Source organism: Pseudomonas sp. AC211, assembly GCF_979258055.1.
The window spans coordinates 963,052-985,987 of sequence record NZ_OZ409830.1; the positions used below are offsets into that span (position 1 = coordinate 963,052).

The following is a 22,936-nucleotide window of genomic DNA, read 5'->3' on the forward strand; positions in this document are numbered from 1 at the left end:
AGCACTTGTTTATCGGCGCACTTTATAAAGGTGCGCCGTTAAACGTCGGTGTCTTTAACCGACTCCAGACGGGCTTGATGTTCTTTTTCAATCTTTTCCATTTCTCGCTCAAACGCTTGATCGAGGACATTGGAGCGTTTGCGCCATGGCTTGCGTTCAGGTTCCGGCTGGGCGGCGTAGGTCACAACTTCTCCGCCATAAACTTCCGTATAACGCTGCGCCTGGCGCTCAAGTTCGGCGCGCAGTTCGTCTTTGGTCACGTCGTGTCTCTGCTCATGGTTAAGGCCTGGCCGTCTGCGTTCTGGCATGCGCTGCATCAGCGGCCGGCACCGGGGAGCGCAAGGCTCCGCCTGGTTTTTATGAATGTGATTGATTAAAAGTCTAGCTAAATCAACTGCTTGGATTGACTGGCTGGGATCTCCAGCAGGCCGACGGTATTCCGTCGTGGGAAGATTATAGTCAGGCGCAATTAAAAATCTATGCGCTGAAAATGATTAAGCGACATTCACCAGAACGTTAGCCAAGTTCCCCACCTAAGTTAGGAAACGGCACGCACAACTTAATGGTGTTGTTGGGTGGGGCGCTAAACGCGTCAATCCAATAACGCTCCGTCTGGTTTAAACGAAACGGATTGACGCTGCGTTATTAGCGCCGTCAGGTGTCACGGATTCAGTTCTTTAATTGGCTGGCGAATTGGCCAATGGCATCCACCACTTTTTGCGCGCCGTCTTGAATCTCCACAATAACCGCGCCGGCTTCATTAGCCAGGCCCAGGCCTTGTTCGGCTTGTTGCCGGCTGCTGGCCATACTGCCCACTGCCGTCTGTGCCAACTGCTGGTTTTTCTGCACAACCTCGACAATTTCTTCCGCTGCCTGGCTCGTGCGGCCGGCCAGTAAGCGAACTTCATCGGCCACCACGGCAAAGCCACGGCCTTGCTCGCCGGCGCGCGCGGCTTCAATGGCTGCGTTCAGCGCCAACAGGTTGGTCTGGCCCGCGATACCGCTGATGGTTTTGATGATTGAGCTGATCAGCTGCGACTGTTTATCCAGGGCCTCGATGCCTTCGGCTGCTTCCTGAACCTGCTGGGTAATCTGGCGCATCACGTCCACCGTCTGCTGCACCACGGAGGCGCCTTTCTGCGCGCTCAGGTCGGTTTGCTGCGAGGTGCTGTAAGCGATGTTGGCGGCCTCGGCGACGGCGATTTCCTGATTAACCTGATCGGAGATAACCGTGGCGAATTTCACCACTTTGTACAAATGGTCATGAGCGTCATGCACCGGGTTGTACGACGCTTCCAGCCACACCGGGCGGCCCATGGCATCCACGCGCTTGAAGCGGCTGGCCACGTATTCGCCGCGATTGAGCTTGGCCCAAAAGTCTTTGTAGCTCGGACTATTCACTTCCTGCGGATCACAGAACATGGCGTGGTGTTTGCCCTTGATCTGCTCAAGGCTGTAGCCCATGGCGTTGAGGAAGTTGGGGTTGGCGGTGATGACTTCGCCCTTGAGGTTGAACTCGATCACGGCAGTAGAGCGCAGCAAGGCGTTGATGATGCCTTCATGTTCTTTGGAGGTTTCAATAGTGCGGGTCAGGTCGTTTGCGTACAGACCAAAACTCACTAATTGGGCGTGGCTGTTGCGAATCGGCTGAAAAATCATGCGCAGCCAGGCTTCTTCGCCGTTGCCCCGCAGCAACCGGAAAGCCCCGACCAAATGATCGCCAACTTGCAGCGCTTGTTTGATGCGCCGGTAGTTCTCTTCTCTGCGGAAACTATCGGGAAAAAAACTCGTCAAGCGCGCGCCCCATTAGCTGGTCGGCGCGGTAGAACATTTCTTTTAGGAAATTTTCGTTGGCTTTGATGATGCGACCGCTCGTATCAACTTCCAGCACCAGCATTTCGTCATAGAGCGACTGCTTGATTTGCCGGCTGCGGGCCACTTCTTCTTCAAGTTCGGCCAGTCGTTCTTTGAGCTGCTTATTGAACATGCTGTGTTACCCGCGTGTTAGATGTGCATTCCATTTGCTGTTAGGTCGGCACGGCAGAATGTTCCTGAAGCGTAGAAGATAAAAAAAACTCCGGCATGAGGCCGAGCCAAATTGTTCGGGTCGCGCGGTACCGCTGTCCGGGGCAGGGCTCGCCGGAAAACGCCTCATCCCCTGCGACACCTGTCGCACCACCTGTTGCGCCGCTGCGACACCTGCCCGCACCAGTCTCGCCACGTCAGTTTGCTGCAAGCCGCGGCATGCTTGGGTTGCAAGCCGGTATGGCAGCGCTGGCACAGCCGTTGCTCCAGTCCCTTTCGTCAGCAGCGCGACGCTGCGGCTTCTAATAAGAACTGGAGATTCCACGATGAATCAGATTGGCCTGCAGCGGTGCCTATTCGCTTCCCTGCTTCTGAGTGCGGCCATTAGCGGCCACGCCCTGGCGACAGACAAACCGGCCGCCGTCGATGGCGCGCGCATCAGCGCGGCCGACAGCGAGCCCGGCAACTGGATGACCACCGGCCGCACCTACGACGAACAACGCTACAGCCCGTTGAAAAAGATCAACGACGGCAACGTCGACACGCTCGGCCTCGCCTGGAGCTACAAGCTGGATATCGACCGAGGCGTGGAAGCCACGCCGATCATCGTCGACGGCGTGATGTACACCACCGGGCCGTTCTCCATCGTTTATGCCCTCGACGCCCGCAACGGCAAATTGCTGTGGAAGTATGACCCGCAATCGGACCGTTCCCGCGCTGGCGAGGCGTGCTGCGACGCGGTGAACCGTGGCGTGGCTGTATGGAATGGCAAGGTCTATGTCGGCGTTCTGGACGGCCGTCTGGAAGCTATCGATGCCAAGACCGGGCAGAAGGTCTGGAGCGTCGATACCCGCAACGACCCGACCCGCAGCATCACCATCACCGGCGCACCACGCATCGTCAAAGGCAAGGTCATCATCGGCAACGGCGGCGCCGAGTTTGGCGTGCGCGGCTATATCACCGCCTACGATGCCGAGACCGGCAAGCAAGACTGGCGCTTCTTCACCGTGCCCGGCGACCCCAAAGAAATGCCCAAGGGCAAAGGCATGGAAATCGCCGCGAAAACCTGGTTTGGCGACAACTACGTCAAGCAGGGCGGTGGCGGCACGGTATGGGATTCGATGTCCTACGACCCCGAGCTGAACCTGCTGTACATCGGCGTCGGCAACGGCTCGTCGTGGAACCCGCGCATTCGCAGCGAAGGCAAGGGCGACAACCTGTTCCTGTCCTCCATCGTGGCCATCAATCCGGACAACGGCGAATACGTCTGGCACTACCAGACCACCCCTGGCGATGCCTGGGACTACACCGCCACGCAGCACATCATGCTGGTGGACCTGGAGCTCAACGGCAAAAAACGCAAGGTGCTGATGCAGGCGCCGAAGAACGGTTTCTTCTACGTGATCGACCGCGAAACCGGCGAGCTGCTGTCGGCGAAAAATTTTATTCCGATCAACTGGGCGACCGGCATCGACATGAAAACCGGCCGACCGATTCGTAACGAGAAAGTCGCCGAATACTGGAAAGACCCCGAGAAAAAAGCGCGCCTGATTCAGCCGGCGTTCTGGGGCGCCCACGACTGGCAGCCTATGTCGTACAACCCCAACACCGGGCTTGTGTACATTCCGGCGCACATCATGTCGGCCATGTACCAGGACGTTGACGGCGCACCGCCGCGCACCAAGTTCAAAAGCATTTATCAGCTCGACGTGAACACCGGCATGATGCCCGAAGACCCCGAAGGTCTGCGCAAAATTGCCGACACCTGGACAGGCAAACTCATCGCCTGGGACCCGGTCAAGCAAGAGGCCGCGTGGGAAGTGCCGTACACCACCATCTTCAACGGCGGCACGCTGAGCACCGCCGGCAACCTGGTATTCGAAGGCACCGCCAATGGCCGCGTGGTGGCTTACACCGCCGACAAAGGCAAGAAGGTGTGGGAGCAACCGGCCAACACTGGCGTAATGGCCGCACCGGTGACCTATGAAGTGGACGGCGAGCAGTACGTAACCTTCATGGCTGGCTGGGGCGGCGCGTTCTCGACCTTTGCCGGCGCGCTGTCGCTGCGTGCCGGGGTGAAACCGAACGCGCAAGTGCTCACCTACAAACTCGGCGGCACCGCCAAGTTGCCAGAGTTGAACGACCGCTTCGCCGACCGCAAACCCGAGCCACCGGAGCTGACCGGCACCACCGCGCAAATCGACCAGGGCCGCGAACTGTTCAACGCCAGTTGCTCGCAGTGCCACGGCATCAACGCCATCAGCGGCGGCGTGGTGCCAGACCTGCGCACCCTGAGCAAGGAAAACCACGAACGCTTCCTCGGCATCGTCTATGGCGGGCGCATTCCTGACGGCATGCCCTCGTTCCAGGGCCATCTCGATATTCAGCAAGCCGAGGCGGTGCACCAGTACCTGATCAAGCGTGCCTATGACCTGCAAGAACAGCAGGCCGCCGCGAAGAAAACCGCCAGCAACTAATCCGTAAACCCGTCACCACGCAGACGCTCGCCACGGCGAGCCGATGCGTGGACAGGAGAAGAACGCATGAGCAGCATCGTTACCTACGAGAACTACATCGATAATTCCTTTATCGGCAGCGAAGAACTGATCGAAGTATTCAACCCGGCCAACGCCGAGCTGCTGGCCCGCGTGCCGCAAGCCACTAACGTACAAGTGGAACGGGCCATCGCTGCCGCGCGCAAAGCGCAAAAAGGCTGGGCAGCAAAACCGGCCATCGAGCGCGCCGGCTACCTGCGCCGCATCGCCCAGAAAGTGCGCGACAACGCCGAGCGCCTGGCACGCATCATCACTCAGGAACAAGGCAAGGTACCGGGGCTGGCGATGGTGGAAGTGAACTTCACCGCCGACTACCTCGACTACATGGCCGAGTGGGCGCGCCGCCTGGAAGGCGAAGTGCTAACCAGCGACCGCGCCGGTGAACACATCTTCCTGCAACGCAAACCCTTGGGCGTGGTAGCCGGTATTTTGCCGTGGAATTTCCCGTTCTTTCTGATCGCTCGCAAGATGGCGCCGGCACTGATTACCGGCAACACCATCGTCATCAAGCCCAGCGAAGAAACGCCGATCAACTGCTTCGAATTCGCCCGCCTGGTGGCGGAAACCGATCTGCCCACGGGCGTGTTCAACGTCGTCAGCGGCACCGGCGCTGGCGTCGGCCATGCGCTGACCAGCCACGCCGGTATCGACCTCATCAGCTTTACCGGCAGCGTCGCCACCGGCTCGCGCATCATGGCCGCTGCCGCGCCGAACATCACCAAGCTCAACCTGGAACTGGGCGGCAAGGCGCCGGCTATTGTGCTGGCCGACGCCGACCTGGAACTGGCGGTAAACGCCATTACCGCCTCGCGGGTGATCAACACCGGGCAGGTGTGCAACTGCGCCGAGCGGGTGTACGTGGAGCGCAAAGTGGCCGATCAATTTATCGACAAACTCGCCAGCGCCATGGCCGCCACCAAGTATGGCGATCCCTCGGCCGAGGCGGACTTGGACATGGGTCCGCTGGTGAACCAGATCGGCCTCGACAAGGTCGCGCAAATGGTCAAAACCGCGAGCGGGCAGGGCGCGCAGATCATCACGGGCGGCGCGGTGGCCGACCTTGGCAAAGGTTTCCACTACCAGCCAACCGTGCTGGCTGGCTGCACCGCTGGCATGGAAATCATGCGCAAGGAAATCTTCGGCCCGGTGCTGCCGGTGCAGATTGTCGACGACCTCGACGAAGCCATCGCCCTGGCCAACGACAGCGAATACGGCCTGACGTCCTCGCTCTACACCCGCAACCTCAGCGCCGCGATGAAAGCCAGTCGCGAAATCGACTTCGGCGAAACCTACATCAACCGCGAGAACTTCGAAGCCATGCAGGGCTTCCATGCGGGCACGCGTAAATCCGGTATCGGCGGTGCGGATGGCAAGCACGGCCTGTATGAATTCACCCACACGCACGTGGTGTACATCCAGGAGTAAGCGCACCCGAACCGATTAGGTAAGCAGTGCTTTGGCGGGCTCACGTTTCGGCGTGTGCCCGCTTTTTTTTACTTACGCCTGCCGGTTTTTTTGTGGGAGCGGCTTTAGCCGCGATTGGATTTGTGCACGGATCAAAAGCATCGCGGCTGAAGCCGCTCCCACAGGTTAAAGGGGTGCCTCTGCGGGAGGTGGTGTATGTGGGAGTGGTCGGGCGGCATTTTTGCCAATACCCCGGTCATCCCCGCGCACGCGGGGATCCAGAATTTCGAGCCGGGCGCACCTGCGAAAAATGTGCAGCATTGTGTGTGAGCTCTACGTGCGATGGCCTTGGCGGAAGATCAACAGCATCGCGGCTAAAGCCGCTCCCACAGAGGGCGGAATAGCTTCTGTGGGCGGCATCCCTGTAGGAGCGGCTTTAGCCGCGATGCTGTTGATCCGTGCACAAATCCAATTGCGGCTAATCGGGATGCTGCAGATGATCAAAAATATCGCGGTCAATACACAGCAATATGCGAATCCGCCCGCGGTTCGGTGCCACCGCACAGCACACCCGTATCCGGGTCGCGCAGGATGATCTGGCCGCGACCAAAGTCGGTCAGGTCATGGGCAATTTCCACCTGATGCCCACGCCGGGCTAGGGCAAACGCCAGGTCGCGCGAGGCGGTCTGTTCGATGCCAACTTTCATCTCGCCGAGCCATTGCCAGCGCGGCGCATCCAGCGCCGCCTGCGGGTTGAGGCCGAAGTCGACGAGGTTCATCACCATTTGCACGTGGCCTTGCGGCTGCATATAGCCGCCCATTACACCGAACGGGCCGAGGGCTTGGCCGTCTTTGCTGAGGAAGCCGGGGATGATGGTGTGAAAGGTTTTCTTGCCGGGCGCCAGGCTGTTGGCGTGGCCGGGGTCGAGGCTGAATTCCGAACCGCGATTTTGCAGAGAAATGCCACTGTCGGGCAGCACCACGCCAGAACCGAAGCCGTGGTAGCAGCTTTGGATAAACGACACCATGTTGCCCTCGGCATCGGCCGTGGCCAGGTACACCGTGCCGCTGGCGTGCGGGTCGCCGTGCTGCGGCGGTTGGGCGCGGTCGCCAATTTGAGCGCGACGGCGTTCGATGTAGCCGGGGCTCAGCAGCTGCTCGACCGCTACGCGCATGTGCTCGGCGTCGGTGATGTGGTGCAAGCCGTCGCTGTAGGCCAATTTCATGGCCTCCAATTGGCGGTGCCAGGTGAGCTGGCTGTCGCGCTGGTCGAACTGAAAACCTTCGAGGATTTTCAGCGTCATCAAGGCAATCAAGCCTTGGCCGCTCGGGGGAATTTCCCAGACATCCACGCCTCGGTAATTCACGCTAATCGGTTCAACCCACTTGGCTTGGTAACCGCTCAGATCGCTGGCGCGCAAGTAGCCGCCGGTAGCCTCTGAATGCGCCGCCAGGCGCTCGGCAATGCTGCCGCGATAGAAGCTTTCGCACCCTGTGGCGGCCAGCTCGGCCAAGGTTTCGGCTTGCGCCGGATTACGAAACAGCTCGCCCGCCTGAGGCGCGCGGCCGTCGATCAAGAAGGTCGAGAACCAGCTTTCCAGCACGGGCTGGCGCTCGGGGGTGTATTCGTCCAGCGCGGTTTGCCATTGATGCGCGACCACCGGCGATACCGGAAAACCGTCGCGTGCCAACTCAATGGCCGGTTGCAGCAGGTCTGCAAACGGCAACCGGCCAAAGCGTCGGGAAAGTTCTGCCCATGCCGCCGGACAGCCCGGCACCGTCACCGGCGCCCAGCCATACACCGGCATTTTTTCATGCCCTGCCGCCTGCATGGCCTCAATGCTCAACGCTTGCGGCGCATGGCCGCTGGCATCCAAGCCGTGCAGTTGGTTCTTCACCCACACCAGGGCAAAGGCGTCGCCGCCGATGCCGCAGCCAGTGGGTTCAACGACGGTGAGCGCCGCCGCCGTGGCGATGGCGGCGTCGATGGCGTTGCCGCCGCGACGGAGCATTTCAATCCCCGCTTCGGCGGCCAGTGGCTGCGAAGCGGCGACCATGCCGCGCTTGGCGAACACGCTCTGGCGTTGCGAGGCGTAGGGGTATTCATGGGCAGAAAATTTCAACATGGGCAGAACTCATAAAAGGTAAAAACGGCGTCCGCTTATTTGCCGGACTTGATTCGTGTCCACTCGCGAGTGATGACGCGCTGAATCGCAGGCGGCAAATCGGCCGACACGAATAGCTTGGCAATCACTTCATCGCTTGGGTAAATGCCAGGGTTGTCGCGCACGGCAGGGCTGAGCAGGGCGGTCGCGTCCTTGTTCGGGTTGGCGTAGCCGACGTAGTCGCTAACCGGCGCAATCACTTCCGGGCGCAGCAAGTAATTGATCAGTGCATGGGCGTTCTTGGCGTTGGTCGAGTCTTTGGGAATGGCGATCATGTCGAACCACAGGTTGGCGCCTTCCTTGGGAATCACGTAGCGGATGTCGACGTTTTTGCCGGCGTCCTTGGCGCGGGTTTGCGCCTGCATCACGTCGCCGGAATAGCCGATGGCCACGCAGATGTCGCCATTGGCCAGGTCCGTGGTGTATTTCGACGAGCTGAAGTAGGTCACCGACGGCCGCAGTTTTTGCAGCAGCGCCGACGCTCTTTTGTAGTCGTCCGCGTTGGTGCTGTTGGGGTTCATGCCCATGAAGTGCATGGCTTGCGGAATGATTTTTACCGGCGCATCGAGCATGGCCACACCGCAGCTTTTCAGCTTGACCAGGTTGGCCGGGTCGAACACCAGCGCCCAGGAATCCACTGGCGCATCGGCGCCCAGGGCAGCGCGTACTTTTTCCACGTTGTAGCCGATACCCAGCGTGCCCCACATGTACGGCACGGCGTACTTGTTGCCGGGGTCGGCTTCTTCAAGGCGCTGCATCAGGCGCGGGTCGAGGTGCTTCCAGTTGGTCAGCAATTCACGCTGCAACGGCTGGTAGGCACCGGCGCGAATTTGCTTGGGCAGGAACTGGCTCGAGGGCACAACCAGGTCGTAGCCGGAGTGCCCGGACAGCAGCTTGGCTTCGAGCATTTCGTTGGTGTCGAAGACGTCGTATTGCACCGGCACGCCGGTTTCTTTTTCGAAACTCTTCAGCGTGTCCGGGCCCATGTAATCGGACCAGTTGTAGAAGCGAATGGTCTGCTCCGCCGCCTGGGTGGCGGGCAGAATCGCCAGGGCGCAGAACGCGCCCAGCAGTGTGCGTGAAACGGAAAGGCGCAGGCTCATGCGGGTAATTCCTTCTGTTACGACGAGGAGAAAAGCGGGCCGTAGGAGCGAGCTTGCTCGCGAAAGACGTTGTGCGATTCGGTGAAGAGCCGCAGCGCCTGCTTCGCGAGCAAGCTCGCTCCTACAGTGGGTTCATCTGTTCCAGAAACCGCGCCAGTTCCGGCACGGTGCCTTCGATGTGTTCACGCAATACCCGCTCGGACAGCGCGGCGTCGCCGCTGCGGATGGCGTCGAGTATTTCGCTGTGTTCTTCGCGGGCGCTGGGCGCTTGTGCATGTTGCAGCCACAGGCGCATGGGCGGTTCGATGACCGAATACAGCGCGCTGATTTGGCGCATCAGCCGCGGCCGCTCGCTGAGGCTGCACAGGTATTCGTGGAACACGCGGTGCCGGCCGACCCACTCGGCGCTGTCGTCGCGGCACTCGTCCATTTCATCGAGCAGGCGCTCAAGCCGGTTCAAATGGCGCTCGGTAATTTTCGGCACCGCCACGCGCAGCGCTAAGCCTTCGAGGGCGCTGCGCATGTCGAACACTTCGTGTATCTCGTCCAGGTTCAAGCCGCTGACCACGGCGCCGCGGTTAGGGCGCATGGTCACCAAACCCTCGGCCGCCAGGCGACGAAACGCTTCGCGCACAGGCATGCGGCTCATGCCGATTTCACTGGCGATTTCTTCCGACACCAGACGGTCGCCGGTGCGGTAGTGGCCGGTGCAAATCGCATTGAGAAGAAAGCTGTAAGCCTCTTCTTCGGCGGTCATGGGTTTGCGTTCGGCGTAGGAGGGGACGATGTGCATCGCGGTGCTCGCATGGTTTTTTGGATCCAATTATCCATAAAGCCAGGAAATGCAGGATGCGGGCCAGTGCGGGCTATTATCTGTATCTGACTGATTATTAAGGGTTAAAGCGAGGATGGAGCCGGGCGGTAGGGGAAGAGAGGTGTCACGTTTTGGAGCGGAGCTCTACGGGAGTGCGCAGTTTAGAAGCCAAACCCTCCCCCGCGAGCGGGTAGAGGGGGCGGATTGATGGTGGGTAGAGAATCGAGTTATTAACCCGGATCGCGGAAGTTGGGGTGACGGCCGCTGACGGGCACGGAGGTTTTGGTGGCGGTGGCGATATCGATGCCTTCGCTGGCAACTTCGGCGAGAAAGTCGATCTGCTCCGGGGTAATCACGTACGGCGGCAAGAAATACACCACGCTGCCCAAAGGCCGCAGCAAGGCGCCGCGTTCCAGCGCGTGCTGGAACACTTTCAAACCCCGGCGCTCTTGCCACGGGTAAGGCGTTTTGCTGGCTTTGTCTTGCACCATTTCAATGGCCAGCACCATGCCGGTCTGGCGCACTTCGGCCACGTGCGGATGGTCCACCAGGTGTGCCGTGGCGCTGGCCATGCGGGCGCTGAGGGCGCGGTTGGCTTCGATCACGTTGTCTTGCTCGAAAATATCCAACGTGGCCAATGCCGCCGCGCAGGCTAGCGGGTTTCCGGTGTAGGTGTGGGAATGCAGGAAGGCGCGCAGGGTTTGGTAGTCGTCGTAAAAACCCTGGTAAATCGCCTCGCTGGTGAGCACGGCGGCCATCGGCAAGTAGCCGCCGGTGAGCGCTTTGGACAAACACAGAAAGTCCGGCGCGATGCCCGCCTGCTCACAGGCGAACAGGGTGCCGGTGCGGCCGAAGCCCACGGCAATTTCATCGTGAATCAGGTGCACACCGTAGCGGTCGCAAGCTTCGCGTAGCAGCTTTAGGTACACCGGGTGGTACATGCGCATACCGCCGGCGCCCTGGATCAGCGGCTCGATAATCACGGCGGCGACGTCCTGATGGTTTTCGGCCAGCGCCTGTTCCATATGGCCAAACATCACCCGCGAATGTTCTTCCCAACTCACGCCTTCCGGGCGCAGGTAGCAGTCGGGGCTGGGCACCTTGATGGTGTCCATCAACAGGGATTTGTAGGTTTCGGTGAACAGCGCCACGTCGCCCACCGACATCGCCGCGATGGTTTCGCCGTGGTAGCTGTTGGTCAGCGTGACGAAGCGTTTCTTGCGCTCCTGGCCGCTGTTGCGCCAGAAGTGGAAGCTCATTTTTAACGCCACTTCGATGCCGGATGAACCGTTGTCGGCGTAGAACACACGGTCCAGGCCCGCCGGCGTGAGCTTGACCAGGCGCTCGGATAATTCAATCACCGGCTGATGGCTGAAGCCCGCGAGAATCACGTGCTCCAGTTGGTCGACTTGGTCTTTGATGCGCTGGTTGATGCGCGGATTGGCATGGCCGAACACGTTTACCCACCAGGAGCTGACGGCGTCCAGGTAGCGCTTGCCATCGAAGTCCTCGAGCCACACGCCCTCGCCACGCTTGATCGGCACCAGCGGCAATTGCTCGTGGTCCTTCATCTGCGTGCAGGGGTGCCAGAGCACCGCCAGGTCGCGTTGCATCCACTGATTATTCAGGCTCATTCGAAACTCCAGGCAGTCAAGACGGCTGTACAGACGCGGCCAGGCAAACGCTGGGCACGCAAAGCAGGACAGCAGCCTATGCAATGGCGCGCCGGTGAACAACTGCAAACCGCCCACACGTTTTCAAGGCGACGGACTTGGCTGGTTCCTGGGCGGGGGCGGCGTATTCTGCGCGCCATCTAAGAGGCGTTCCCGCTGCCTGCGGAACGGATGTAAGGAGTCGTTTATGTTGCGAACCGGTTTGCGCGCCTTGGCGCTGCTGGCAATGGGTGTGTTCAGCGTGGCGGCCACTGCCGCCGACAAGCCAGCGGCCACCAAGCAGCCCACGGCCATTGTGGTGGGCGCCGGGTTGGCCGGTTTGACCGCCGCGTACGAGCTGCAACAAAAGGGCTGGCAGGTCACGCTGCTGGAAGCCAAACCGAGCATCGGCGGGCGTTCGGGGCTGGCCACCAGCGAGTGGATCGCGGGCAAGAAAGTGCAGCCCACGCTCAACGGTTACATCGACACCTTTAAGCTGCAGACCCTGCCGGCGCCGGAGTTCGTGCGTAACCCCAGCTACCTGATTAATGGCGACTACTTCACCGCCGCCGACCTGGCCACCAAACAGCCGGAAACCGCCGAAGGCCTCAAGCGTTTCGACAAAAGTCTGGACGACCTGGCAGCGTCCATTGCCGACCCGATGAACCCGGCCGCCAACAACACCCTGTTCGCGCTCGACCAGATCACCGTCGCCAAGTGGCTCGACAAACTCGCGCTGCCGACCACCGCGCGCTTGTTGGTCAACCAACGGATTCGCTCGCGCTACGACGAACCGTCGCGCCTGTCGCTGCTGTATCTCGCCCAGCAAACCCGCGTTTACCGTGGCGTAGACGACCGTGACCTGCGCGCCGCGCGCTTGCCCGGCGGCAGCCAGGTGCTGGCGGCGGCGTTTCTCAAGCAAATCAAAACCATCAAAACCAACGCCAAGGTCTCGGCCATCAGCCAGGACAAAGACGGCGCCACCGTGAAAGTGGGCAGCGTCGGTTACAGCGCCGACTACGTGGTGCTGGCCGTGCCGCTCAAAGCCCTGGCGCAAATTCAGCTGACCCCGGCATTGGACGCCGCGCACCAGAGCGCCATCAAAGGTACCAACTACGGCTGGCGCGACCAGATCATGCTCAAGTTCAAAACCCCGGTGTGGGAGAGCAAGGCGCGGCTGTCCGGTGAAATCTTCACCGACCAGGGCCTGGGCATGTTGTGGATCGAGCCCGCGGTAAAAGGCGGCGCCAATGTGGTGATCAACCTGTCGGGCGACAACGCCCGCGTGCTGCAGGCATTTGGCGACAAACAGATGGTCGATCAGGTGCTGATTCGCCTGCACGCGTTCTACCCGAAAGCGCGTGGCGCCTTCACCGGCTATGAAATCAAGCGCTACAGCACCGACCCCTCCACTGGCGGTTCGTACCTGGCCTACGGCCCGGGCCAACTGACGCGCAACTGGCGTTTGTGGGAACAACCGCTGCAACGGGTGGTGTTTGCCGGTGAGCACACCGATGCGCTGTACCCCGGAACATTGGAAGGCGCATTGCGCAGTGGCCAGCGCGCGGCTAGCCAGGCGCAGAGTCTGTTGGCCGGCACCTTTGTCGACCCCACCAAGCCGGTGGTGGCCCAGGCCGCGCCTGAGAAGAAGCCTGCCAAAGAGGGCGACGACAAGCCCGGCTTCTTCTCCAAACTGTTCAACTGATGCACATCGCCCGCGCAAGGCGGCGACGGTAGCTTTGTCGGTCGGCATTTAATGCGCCTGACAGAGCCACGCTATCAACACAGCACATACGCTCTATTAGACCTCCTCCCATAGACGGCTAGTCTTGCACTGCGCCGTTTCGTTGCGGCGCCGTTTCACTGATGAGGGGACTCAGAGCCCTCACCCGCGCAGAGCGGTAACGACCCCAGGCCCGCCCCGATCACACTGACCTGTGTATCAGCGTTCGTAGCCACGTTGGCTGAAGCCGGATTACTCGACCTTATTAAGGAAGAACACCATGTCGACTGAATCAAAATGCCCGTTCAACCACGCCGCTGGCGGCGGCATCCACTAACCGTGATTGGTGGCCCAACCAGTTGAACCTGAAAGTGCTGCATCAACACTCGGCAAAATCCGATCCGCTGGGGGAAGACTTCAACTACGCCAGCGCCTACAAAAACCTCGACTTCGCCGCGGTTAAACGCGACCTCGAAGCCGTGATGACCAACTCTCAAGACTGGTGGCCGGCCGACTTCGGCCATTACGGCCCGCTGTTCGTGCGCATGGCCTGGCACAGCGCCGGCACTTACCGTACCGGCGATGGCCGTGGCGGCGCGGGTTCCGGGCAGCAGCGCTTCGCCCCGCTCAATAGCTGGCCGGACAACGTCAGCCTCGACAAAGCGCGTCGGCTGATCTGGCCGGTGAAGCAAAAATACGGCAACGCCATTTCCTGGGCCGACCTGATCGTGCTCACCGGCAACGTCGCGCTGGAATCGATGGGCTTTAAGACCTTCGGCTTTTCGGGTGGTCGGGCCGATGTCTGGGAACCGGACGAAGACGTGTACTGGGGCACCGAAACCGTGTGGCTCGGTGGTGACAAACGCTACGGTAAAGCCAGTAAAGAAGTGGAAGAGCCGGGCCAAGGCGACCTGGTGGCCGAGCCGGAAAAACGTCCGGAGCAAGAAGGCCGTGAGCTGGAGCGCAACCTCGAGAACCCGCTGGCCGCTGTGCAAATGGGCTTGATCTATGTGAACCCGGAAGGGCCGGAAGGCAATCCCGACCCGGTCGCCTCGGCCCGCGACATTCGCGAAACCTTCGCCCGCATGGCCATGGACGACGAAGAAACCGTGGCGCTTATCGCGGGCGGTCACGCCTTCGGCAAAACCCACGGCGCCGGCCCCGCCGATAACGTGGAGCCGGAACCGGAAGCCGCTGGCCTGGAAGAACAAGGCTTGGGCTGGCGCAACGCATTCGGCAGCGGTAAAGGCGGCGACACCATCACCAGCGGTCTGGAAGTGACCTGGACGTCCACGCCAACGCGCTGGAGCAACGAGTACCTGGAAAATCTTTTCGGCTTCGAGTGGGAACTGACCAAGAGTCCTGCCGGCGCCCATCAGTGGCAACCCAAAGGCGGCGCAGGCGCGGGCAAGATTCCAGACGCCCACGACCCGAGCAAACGTCGCGCACCGTCCATGCTTACCTCTGACCTGGCGCTGCGTTTCGACCCGGCCTGAAAAAAATCTCCCGCCGCTTCCTGGCAAATCCACAGCAATTGGCCGACGCATTCGCCCGCGCCTGGTTCAAGTTGACCCACCGTGACATGGGCCCGCTGGCCCGTTATCTGGGGCCGGAAACACCGCGCGAAGAACTGCTGTGGCAAGACCCGATTCCCGCGGTGAATCATCCGCTGGTCGATGCCAGCGACGTGGCGGCGCTGAAAGACAAAGTGCTGGCCTCGGGCTTGAGCGTGGCGCAACTGGTCTCCACCGCCTTGGGCCGCCGCGTCGACCTTCCGTGGTTCGGACAAACGGGGCGGCGCCAACGGCGGACGCCTGCGTCTGGAACCGCAGAAATCCTGGGCCGTGAACCAGCCGGCGCAGTTGGCGCAGGTGTTGGGCACGCTGGAGCGCATTCAGGGCGAATTCAACGGCGGCCAGGTCGGCGGCAAACGAATTTCCTTGGCTGACCTTATCGTGCTGGCCGGTAACGCAGGCGTTGAGCAAGCAGCTAAGGCCGCCGGGCAAACCGTCAGCGTGCCGTTCGCACCCGGGCGCATGGACGCCTCGCAAGCGCAGACCGACGTCGAATCGTTCGGCTTCCTTGAGCCCATCGCCGACGGCTTCCGAAATTATCTGAAGGGCAAATACACCGTGTCGGCGGAAACGCTGCTGGTGGATAAAGCCCAGTTGCTGACGCTCACCGCGCCGGAAATGACCGTGTTGGTTGGCGGTTTGCGGGTACTCGGGGCCAACGTCGAAGGCGCCCAGCATGGCGTGCTCACCACGCGTCCGGGCGTACTGACCAACGACTTCTTCAGCAACCTGCTGGACATGGGCGTGGAATGGAAACCGGCGTCGGCCACCACCTTCGAAGCGCGCGAGCGCAAGACAGGGCAGGTGAAATGGACCGGTACGCGCGTTGATCTGGTGTTCGGCTCCCACGCGCAGCTGCGCGCGATTGCCGAGGTATATGCCAGTGCCGACGGCCAGGCCCGTTTCGTTAAGGACTTCCGTTGCGGCCTGGACGAAAGTGATGAATCTGGATCGCTTCGACCTGCATAGCTGATCAAGCCTCCGCACCACCCGGTGCCCCCTTTGCTCTCGCGGCAAAGGGGGGCGTTTTTTTTTGCGCGCGAATGGCTGAATTCTGGCGCTGCGTCAGACGATGGCGCGGCGGTCTTCCACCTGACTGCGCGCCCCAGGCGCTCGTTTTTTTGGCTGCGCTTTGTCCAGGCTCAATCGCAGCTTTTACTGGTTTTTACTCAATAGAAAATATTCCATTGACGGAATATAAATAAAGGTGGAAAGTCGCCATGGCTTGGGATGTTGAATACACGGATGAGTTCGGCGCGTGGTGGCAGGGGTTGTCGCAAAAGCAGCAGGAGTCGTTGGACGCCTCGATCGGTTTACTGGTTGAGTGCGGGCCGTTTCTGGGCTTCCCCCACAGCAGCGGTGTGTCGGGCTCGCGCCACAAACACATGCGCGAACTGCGTACACAACAAGGCGGCAGGCCACTGCGCAGCTTGTATGCATTTGATCCCAGGCGGTGCGTCATCCTCTTGGTTGGCGGTGACAAAACAGGTGATAACCGCTGGTACGCCACGAACATTCCGCTGGCGGATCGGCTTTACGACAAGCACCTGCTTACGGTGAAAAAGGAGACCGCAACACATGGCTAACAAATACTCAGAACTGCGTAAAAACATGTCGCCCGAGGCGCGCGCTCGCGCCGAGGCGAAAACGCGCGAAATGCTCGCGCAAATGCCGCTACACGAATTGCGCCAGGCGCGTGGGTTGTCCCAGCAGTCGCTCGCCGAGCTGTTGAATGTTCAGCAACCCTCCATCGCGAAAATGGAGCGGCGCACAGACATGTACATTTCCACCCTGCGCAACCACATCGAGGCCATGGGCGGACAGTTGGAAGTGATTGCGCGATTTCCCGAAGGAGCCGTGCGCATCAGCAACTTCGCTGATCTCGATGACGGCTCGCTTAACCAGGCGTAACCCAGAGACGTCTCGTACGAATGAGGCCAGTTCATACACGACGGGGGCAGTGTTCCCACCTCACTACCGTCCGCGTGCACTCATGTTGACCTAGGGCGATGGGCTAGGCTCGCCGATCAATTCATTTCGCCTCGAGCCCGCTTCATGACCAGCAAGTATTCCACCCGCAGAACCAAGCTGCTGCCGCCCTCCCAGGCACGCGCCGAGGCCACGGCCAAAGTGATGCTCGCCATTGGCCAGTCGCAGCAGTCACTTACGAAAAACCTCGGGCTGCCCCCGGCGGCCGTGAACAAAATGGAGCGTTACACCGACATTTACCTGGCTACGTTGCGCCAGCATATCGAGGCCATGGGTGGCCAGTTGCAGGTGATCGTGCGCTTCCCAGAAGGCGCGGTGCGGCTGAGCAATTTTATCGACTTGGAAAACGAGGCCTACCAACCCGATGAGTCGAACCTGTCGTTTGGCTGACTATCAGCGTGCTCCCAGGAATTGCCCGTAACCCGGCGCAGTTCCTAATTGCGCGACAACCGCTTCATCGTCCACCGCCAGCCGGCCATTTATGAGCACATGGGACACGCAACCCGGATTGCGGCAGACCATGCGCTGAATCCCGAAGCCTTGCATGTCATCCCAGGTTTCATTTTCCAGATCCTGCTGCAACCCGTGGGGGTCGAGCACCACGATATCGGCTCGGTCGCCTTCGCGGATACGCCCGGCATCGATACCTAACCAGTCCGCCTGTTCGCCAGTCAGCCGGTGAATGGCCTGCTCGACGGCCATGATCGGCCGGCCTTCGTTGTGACTCTCCTGCACCAGTTTCAACAAACGCAGCGGCAAGTTGTAGAACGCCATGTTGCGCAGGTGGGCGCCCGCGTCAGAAAAGGTGATGAGCGTGTTCGGGTTGCAGACCATCTTGCGCAGTACGTCTTTGCGGTGATTGCCGATCACGGTGAACCAACGCAGTTGCGTGCCGTAGGCCACCACCATGTCGAGGAACAAGTCGACCACATGCAGGCCGCGCTCTACGGCCACGTCGGCGAAGTTGCGGCCGATCAGCTTTTCGTCCGGGCAGCCGAGAATCACCGCGTCGCCGAAGTCGCGTTGCCACACACGGGGCGAGAGTTTCTCGGCGTAGAACTTGCGAAAGGTGCGGCGATAACTTTCATCTTTCAGCAGTGCGTTGCGTGCCACGGCGTCTTTAAGATTCAGCGCCATTTCGCCGGCACCGAATTCCTCGAACAGCACCACGTCGATGCCGTCTGCGTAAATTTTGAAAGGCGTTGGCAACAACTGCCAACGAAAATCACCGCCCATTAAATTGGTAAACCAGGCTGACAGCCGTGCCATGGGTGCGATGGTCTTGTTGCCCTTGAGATCGAGCATGGAAATCAGCGTCGTCTTCAGCGGTTTGCGCAGCACTCCCATGGCTTGCCCGAGGTACTGCAATACTTGCAACGGGTTGGCCGCGTTCGGCGCGCCCTGATGAACGCGGCCACGCTGGCGCAGCAGAGTATTCAGGCGGCGGATCTCGCTCCAGTGCGCATAAGTGCTGGGCAGGCTTTTCGACCATTCGCGGTCGCCGTCAATTTTGTCCCACTTCAGGCTCATGGTGGACAGGCCGAGAAAGCCGACATCCAGCGCCTCTTCCATTACCCGTTCCATCTCCTTCATTTCCGCTTCACTGGGCCGCACCTGGCGATCGGTGGCACGGTGCAAACCCATCACTGCCACGCGCAAGTCGCTATGACCGAGAAAGCTCACCACGTTTGGCCCCAATGGCAGCGTGCCCATGAATTCGACCCATTGGCGCGGCGTGTTCCAGGTTTTGTGCGCGCGCAGAATCGGCAGCACCTTGTCGCGCGGAACAGTTTCTACACGGGTGAAAATGTCTGAAGCATCTTCCGGCGCTGAGCAGACCATGCTTAGCGAGCAACTACCCACCAACACGGTGGTCACGCCGTGGCGCACCGACTCGCTGAGACTTGGCGCCACAATCAGTTCGGCATCGTAGTGGGTGTGGCTGTCGATAAAGCCCGGCGTCACCCATTTGCCGTGGGCGGCAATCACGCGTTCAGCGAGGCTTTGGTCAAACGGCGTTGCACTGACGGCCACCACTTTGCCGTCCTTCACCGCCACGCTGCGAATGGCTGACGGTGCGCCGGTGCCGTCGAAATAGCGGCCGCCTTGAATCACGATGTCGTACATAGCCATGGATCACCTCGTTGCTTGTTTTTGTAGTTTTTGGGGAAGTGGTGATGCGAGAGTAGGGCGCTGAATGCACGTTTCCTTGTCATAACACGACAATTTCGGCATCGTCTTTTCACCGTTGCGGGAGCCGCCGATGACCATCCGTTATGAATTGCGCAGCGCCAGCCTGCTTGGCTTCGAAGAGGAAGTGGCCGCGTTGGGCGGTGATCTGGCGTCGCTGCTGGCCGACGTTGGGCTCAGCGTGACGCAGTTGCGCGAAGCCGATCGGCTGATCGGCAGCGAGCAGGTTATTCACCTGCTGGCCACCGCTGCCGAGCGCTTGGGTTGCCCGGATCTGGGCCTGCGCGTCGCCAGTCATCAAGGCATCAGCATGTTGGGCTTGCTCGGCACGTTGCTATGCGCCGAGCCCAATGTGCAGGCGGCTTCTGCGGCCGCGCAGCGCTATATCGCCTTGCACAACAAGGCCGAGCATTGGCGGTTGCAGCAGCACGCCGGGCGCGTGTATGTGCAGCGCATCGAGCATTTCTATGGCGCCGAACACGCCCAGCAATACCGGGAAATGGCGGTCGCCGCGTGCGCGCGCCTGGCGCGGGAAATCTGTGCCGGCGGCGATGTGCGGCCGTTGCGTGTGGAGTTCAGCCATAGCCCGGTGGCGGCGGTGAAAACCTACCGGCAGCACTTTGGCTGCGAGGTGCTGTTCAACCAGGAGCGCGATTGCCTGGTATTTGCCGAAAGCATCATGGCGCTGCCGGTGAAACCTTTATCCACCCAGGCACAGGCGCGAATCGACACTTACTTGCGCGAGCTGGTGAACGATCTGGACAGCAACCTGGAAATGCAGGTCCGCACCCTCATTACCCAAACCGTCGGCCTGCATTTGCATACGCTCGACCACATCGCCGCCTTGCTCGGCCTGCATCCGCGCACTTTGCAGCGCCGCTTGCGTAGCGAGCAGCTGAGCTTCAAGCAATTGGTGCTGGCGGTGAAAATGCAGCTGGCCAGTTGGCATTTGCACGCCTCGACCATGGACCTCACGCGGCTCGCTGATGCCCTGGGTTACAACGATTTGGCCGCGTTCTCCCGCGCCTTCAAAATCCCATCACGGCATCGCGCCTTCGCAGTGGCGTGAGCAGCATCGTGCGGTGCGGGTGCCTTATGTCGGTGCGCGTTGAATCGCGTCGAAGAACTGACAGAAATCAACCGGCTGCTGCGCCGTTCCGCCAGGCAATACACGTAGGTTTCGGTAAACACCGGGTCGCCCTCGATACGCAGCGCGTGCAGGCGCGGGTCGGGAATAAATTCGGCTTCGAGACACCGTGCCAATACCGATGCCCCGCACCACTGCTTCGCGCAGCGCTTCACGGCTGCCGATTTCCATGGACTTGCGCGGCGTGACGCCGGCCTCGGCCAGTGCGCGCTCCAGGGCCGAACGGGTGGTCGAGCCGGTTTCGCGCTGCAGCAGCGGCTGGTCTTCGAGTAGCTGCAACGGCACGCTTTCGCGCTGGGCGAACGGGTGGTTGTGGTGCACGAACAGAATGATGGCGTGGCGGGCGTAGTGCACCGCGCTGAGACTGGGATCGTCGTGGCGGCCGGCGAGCACGGCGATGTCGGTGGCGTATTGCTCCAGATCGGCCAGCACCTGCGCCGAGTTGCCGACCCGAATCGACACGTCGATGCGCGGGTAACGCTGGCGATAGTGGTCGACCATCTCGATTACATGGAATGGCCCCACCGCGCCCAGCTTCAGCTGGCCGCTGTCGAGACGGCCAGAGTCATGCAGCAGGTTGTTCGCTTCCAGTTCCAACAACGCCATGCGTTGAGCGATGGGCAGCAATTGCTGGCCGACAGCGGACAATTCAATGCGCCGCCCTTTGCGGTGAAACAGCTCGACGTCGTACTGGCGCTCCAGTTGTTGCACCTGGGTGGTCAGCGTCGGCTGGCTCAGCCCCAGCGCGCGGGCGCCCGCGCTGAAACTGCCGTGCCGCGCCACAGCCAGAAACGCGCGAATTCGAGCGGTAGACATCCATAGCCTCCATCAATAGTTACCGGGAAAAACCCATATTGAATTGATCGTATGACTGTCACGTGACGCTTCTAGCCTGTGCTCACTTCCCAACCACACGTGCTGGAAATGCCATGACTTCTATCGCTTCGCTGTTGCGTATTGCCGGGTTTGCGTTGCTGCCGTTGCTCGGTGCAAATGCCCAGGCGGCTGAAAAGCTGACCATCGGTTTGATTCCGTCCGAAGACTCCCAAGCCATGATCGAGAGCAGCAAACAGGTGCTCGAAGGGCTGGAGAAACAACTGGGCATGCCAGTCGAGCCGTTCGTGGCCACCGACTATAACGGCATTATCGAAGCCCTGCGCGCCGGCAAGCTGGACGTCGCTTACCTCGGCCCGTTCTCCTATGTGTTGGCGGCCTCGGTGGCCGACGTGGAAGCCTTCGCCGTAGCGGTCACCAAAAAGACCGGGCAGAGCGCCTACAAGAGTTTGATTCTGGCGCGCAAAGGCAGCGGCATTAACGACCTGGCTGACCTCAAAGGCCACACGTTTGCCTTCGTCGACCCAAGCTCGGCCTCGGGCCATTTGTTTCCCAAGGCCGGTTTGGAGAAAGCCGGTTATGACCCGGAAAAACTGTTCTCCCGGGTAATTTTCTCCGGCTCGCACGACGCCAGCATCCTCGCCGTAGCCAACAACAAGGTCGACGCCGCTGCCGTTGCTGACCGCATTCTTGCTGGCGCAGTGGCCAAGGGCATCGTCAAGAACGAAGACTTCCAATTGGTCTGGACGTCGCAACCGATTCCCGAATCGCCGATGGTCTGGCGCAAGGCTCTGGACCCAGCGCTCAAGCAGAAAGTCGCAGCAGCGTTGGCGTCGATGAAAGACGTGCCATGGGGTGACCAGGGGCAATTGGACGGTTTCCAGAAAACCGACGACGCCGCCTACAACGTGGTGCGTGAGACCGCCAAGGTGCTGAACCTCGACCTCAAGGGCATGAAATGATCCGCGCCCGCCAATTGACCAAGCAGTACGGCAGCAATGCCGTGCTGCGTGGCATAGACCTGGAGATTCAGGCCGGCGAGTTCGTGGTGATTCTCGGCCAGTCGGGCGCCGGCAAATCGACCTTGTTGCGCTGCATGAATCGCCTGGTTCAGGCCGATGCCGGCGAGCTGAGCGTGGCCGGCATGGACGCCGTCACCTGTCGCGACACCCGCGCCTTGCGCCAGCAAGTAGCGATGATTTTTCAACACCACAACGTGGTGCCGCGGTTGTCGGTGCTGAAAAACGTACTGACCGGACGCTTGGGCGCGGTATCGACCCTGGCCTCGGTGCTGCAGTTGTTTCGCCGCGAAGACATCGACCTGGCCATGCAGTGTTTGCAACGGGTCGAGTTGGCGCACAAAGCGCAGCAGCGCTGTGATGCGTTGTCGGGCGGGCAAATGCAGCGCGTCGGCATTGCCCGAGCCCTGGCTCAGCGACCGCAAGTGATTTTGGCCGACGAACCGGTGGCCAGCCTCGACCCGAAAACCGCGCGCCTGGTGCTGCAATACCTGCGCGACGCGACCCGTGAACTGGGCATTACCGTGGTGTGCAACCTGCACCAAGTGGATTACGCCCGCGAATTTGGCGACCGCATCGTCGGCCTGGCCCATGGCCGCATGGTGTACGACGGGTGTCCGCACGGCATGACCGACGCCGATCTGCACCGCATCTACCCAGGCCAAGAGCCCGAGCAACCGGCCGACGAGGCTGGTCAGGCGTTGCGTGTGCGCTATGCCAACTAACCGTATACCAACTGATC

General features: G+C 60.8%; 16 protein-coding genes and 4 pseudogenes. 10 read left to right on the forward strand and 10 right to left on the reverse strand.

Annotated features, from left to right (window positions below; translation table 11 throughout):
• Window positions 1-38: 38 nt before the first annotated feature.
• From ACZZZP_RS04620 to ACZZZP_RS04635, 4 genes and pseudogenes are all read right to left on the reverse strand, one after another.
• Complete coding sequence (locus ACZZZP_RS04620; protein WP_122492670.1) at window positions 39-260, reverse strand: hypothetical protein; 222 nt, start codon at window positions 258-260, stop codon at window positions 39-41.
• Window positions 261-669: 409 nt separating this feature from the next.
• Window positions 670-1,278 (reverse strand): methyl-accepting chemotaxis protein, encoded by a 609-nt coding sequence (locus tag ACZZZP_RS04625; protein ID WP_463536935.1) that lies wholly within the window; start codon window positions 1,276-1,278, stop codon window positions 670-672.
• Window positions 1,276-1,794, reverse strand: a pseudogene (locus ACZZZP_RS04630) (PAS domain-containing protein); the annotation flags it as partial. The gene ACZZZP_RS04625 and the pseudogene ACZZZP_RS04630, both read right to left, overlap by 3 nt.
• On the reverse strand, window positions 1,772-1,987 hold the full coding sequence (locus ACZZZP_RS04635; RefSeq protein ID WP_463536300.1) for a hypothetical protein: 216 nt from the start codon (window positions 1,985-1,987) through the stop codon (window positions 1,772-1,774). The pseudogene ACZZZP_RS04630 and the gene ACZZZP_RS04635, both read right to left, overlap by 23 nt.
• A gap of 364 nt (window positions 1,988-2,351) precedes the next feature.
• Between ACZZZP_RS04635 and ACZZZP_RS04640 the strand changes: the two genes are divergently transcribed.
• Window positions 2,352-4,502, forward strand: coding sequence for a PQQ-dependent dehydrogenase, methanol/ethanol family (locus ACZZZP_RS04640; protein ID WP_205898677.1), 2,151 nt, complete (start codon window positions 2,352-2,354; stop codon window positions 4,500-4,502).
• A 66-nt stretch (window positions 4,503-4,568) separates the two neighbouring features.
• Complete coding sequence (gene aldA, locus ACZZZP_RS04645) at window positions 4,569-6,005, forward strand: aldehyde dehydrogenase (protein WP_463381947.1); 1,437 nt, start codon at window positions 4,569-4,571, stop codon at window positions 6,003-6,005.
• Window positions 6,006-6,499: 494 nt separating this feature from the next.
• Here the strand turns inward: aldA and ACZZZP_RS04650 are convergent, their stop codons facing one another.
• The 4 genes from ACZZZP_RS04650 to ACZZZP_RS04665 all read right to left on the reverse strand — a co-directional run bounded on the left by ACZZZP_RS04650 (window position 6,500) and on the right by ACZZZP_RS04665 (window position 11,700).
• Complete coding sequence (locus tag ACZZZP_RS04650) at window positions 6,500-8,110, reverse strand: gamma-glutamyltransferase family protein (protein ID WP_463536301.1); 1,611 nt, start codon at window positions 8,108-8,110, stop codon at window positions 6,500-6,502.
• Window positions 8,111-8,145: 35 nt separating this feature from the next.
• Window positions 8,146-9,252 carry a polyamine ABC transporter substrate-binding protein gene (locus ACZZZP_RS04655; RefSeq protein WP_463381948.1) on the reverse strand — a complete coding sequence of 369 codons (1,107 nt, stop codon included), beginning with the start codon at window positions 9,250-9,252 and terminating at the stop codon, window positions 8,146-8,148.
• Window positions 9,253-9,373: 121 nt separating this feature from the next.
• Window positions 9,374-10,045, reverse strand: a complete 672-nt coding sequence (locus tag ACZZZP_RS04660) for a GntR family transcriptional regulator (protein WP_463381949.1) — start codon at window positions 10,043-10,045, stop codon at window positions 9,374-9,376.
• Window positions 10,046-10,296: 251 nt separating this feature from the next.
• A complete protein-coding gene (locus ACZZZP_RS04665) occupies window positions 10,297-11,700 on the reverse strand; it encodes an adenosylmethionine--8-amino-7-oxononanoate transaminase (protein ID WP_463381950.1) in 1,404 nt (467 codons plus the stop codon).
• 226 nt (window positions 11,701-11,926) lie between these two features.
• Between ACZZZP_RS04665 and ACZZZP_RS04670 the strand changes: the two are divergent.
• The 5 genes and pseudogenes from ACZZZP_RS04670 to ACZZZP_RS04690 form a co-directional block, all read left to right on the forward strand.
• Window positions 11,927-13,417, forward strand: a pseudogene (locus ACZZZP_RS04670) (flavin monoamine oxidase family protein); the annotation flags it as partial.
• Between the two features lie 304 nt (window positions 13,418-13,721).
• Window positions 13,722-15,988: pseudogene (gene katG, locus ACZZZP_RS04675) on the forward strand (catalase/peroxidase HPI).
• Between the two features lie 247 nt (window positions 15,989-16,235).
• Window positions 16,236-16,601, forward strand: a complete 366-nt coding sequence (locus ACZZZP_RS04680; RefSeq protein WP_122492662.1) for a type II toxin-antitoxin system RelE/ParE family toxin — start codon at window positions 16,236-16,238, stop codon at window positions 16,599-16,601.
• Complete coding sequence (locus ACZZZP_RS04685) at window positions 16,594-16,926, forward strand: XRE family transcriptional regulator (protein ID WP_122492661.1); 333 nt, start codon at window positions 16,594-16,596, stop codon at window positions 16,924-16,926. The genes ACZZZP_RS04680 and ACZZZP_RS04685 overlap by 8 nt, the downstream gene beginning before the upstream one ends.
• Window positions 16,927-17,070: 144 nt before the next feature.
• Window positions 17,071-17,394 carry a helix-turn-helix domain-containing protein gene (locus ACZZZP_RS04690; RefSeq protein WP_122492660.1) on the forward strand — a complete coding sequence of 108 codons (324 nt, stop codon included), beginning with the start codon at window positions 17,071-17,073 and terminating at the stop codon, window positions 17,392-17,394.
• 3 nt (window positions 17,395-17,397) lie between these two features.
• On the opposite strand, the gene ACZZZP_RS04695 is transcribed toward ACZZZP_RS04690, so the two are convergent.
• Entirely contained in the window at window positions 17,398-19,137 is a 1,740-nt protein-coding gene (locus ACZZZP_RS04695; RefSeq protein ID WP_463381954.1) for an N-acyl-D-amino-acid deacylase family protein, read from the reverse strand.
• 130 nt (window positions 19,138-19,267) lie between these two features.
• Between ACZZZP_RS04695 and ACZZZP_RS04700 the strand changes: the two genes are divergently transcribed.
• Complete coding sequence (locus tag ACZZZP_RS04700) at window positions 19,268-20,263, forward strand: AraC family transcriptional regulator (RefSeq protein WP_463536302.1); 996 nt, start codon at window positions 19,268-19,270, stop codon at window positions 20,261-20,263.
• Window positions 20,264-20,325: 62 nt separating this feature from the next.
• Here the strand turns inward: ACZZZP_RS04700 and ACZZZP_RS04705 are convergent.
• Window positions 20,326-21,157 (reverse strand): annotated as a pseudogene (locus ACZZZP_RS04705) (LysR substrate-binding domain-containing protein); the annotation flags it as partial.
• A gap of 113 nt (window positions 21,158-21,270) precedes the next feature.
• Between ACZZZP_RS04705 and phnD the strand changes: the two are divergent.
• Together phnD and phnC are read left to right on the forward strand one after the other, a co-directional pair.
• A complete protein-coding gene (gene phnD / locus ACZZZP_RS04710) occupies window positions 21,271-22,137 on the forward strand; it encodes a phosphonate ABC transporter substrate-binding protein (RefSeq protein WP_463381957.1) in 867 nt (288 codons plus the stop codon).
• The gene (gene phnC / locus ACZZZP_RS04715; RefSeq protein WP_122492655.1) at window positions 22,134-22,919 is read left to right on the forward strand and encodes a phosphonate ABC transporter ATP-binding protein; all 786 of its coding nucleotides are present in this window, start codon (window positions 22,134-22,136) and stop codon (window positions 22,917-22,919) included. Before phnD ends, phnC begins: the two co-directional genes overlap by 4 nt.
• Window positions 22,920-22,936 lie beyond the last annotated feature (17 nt).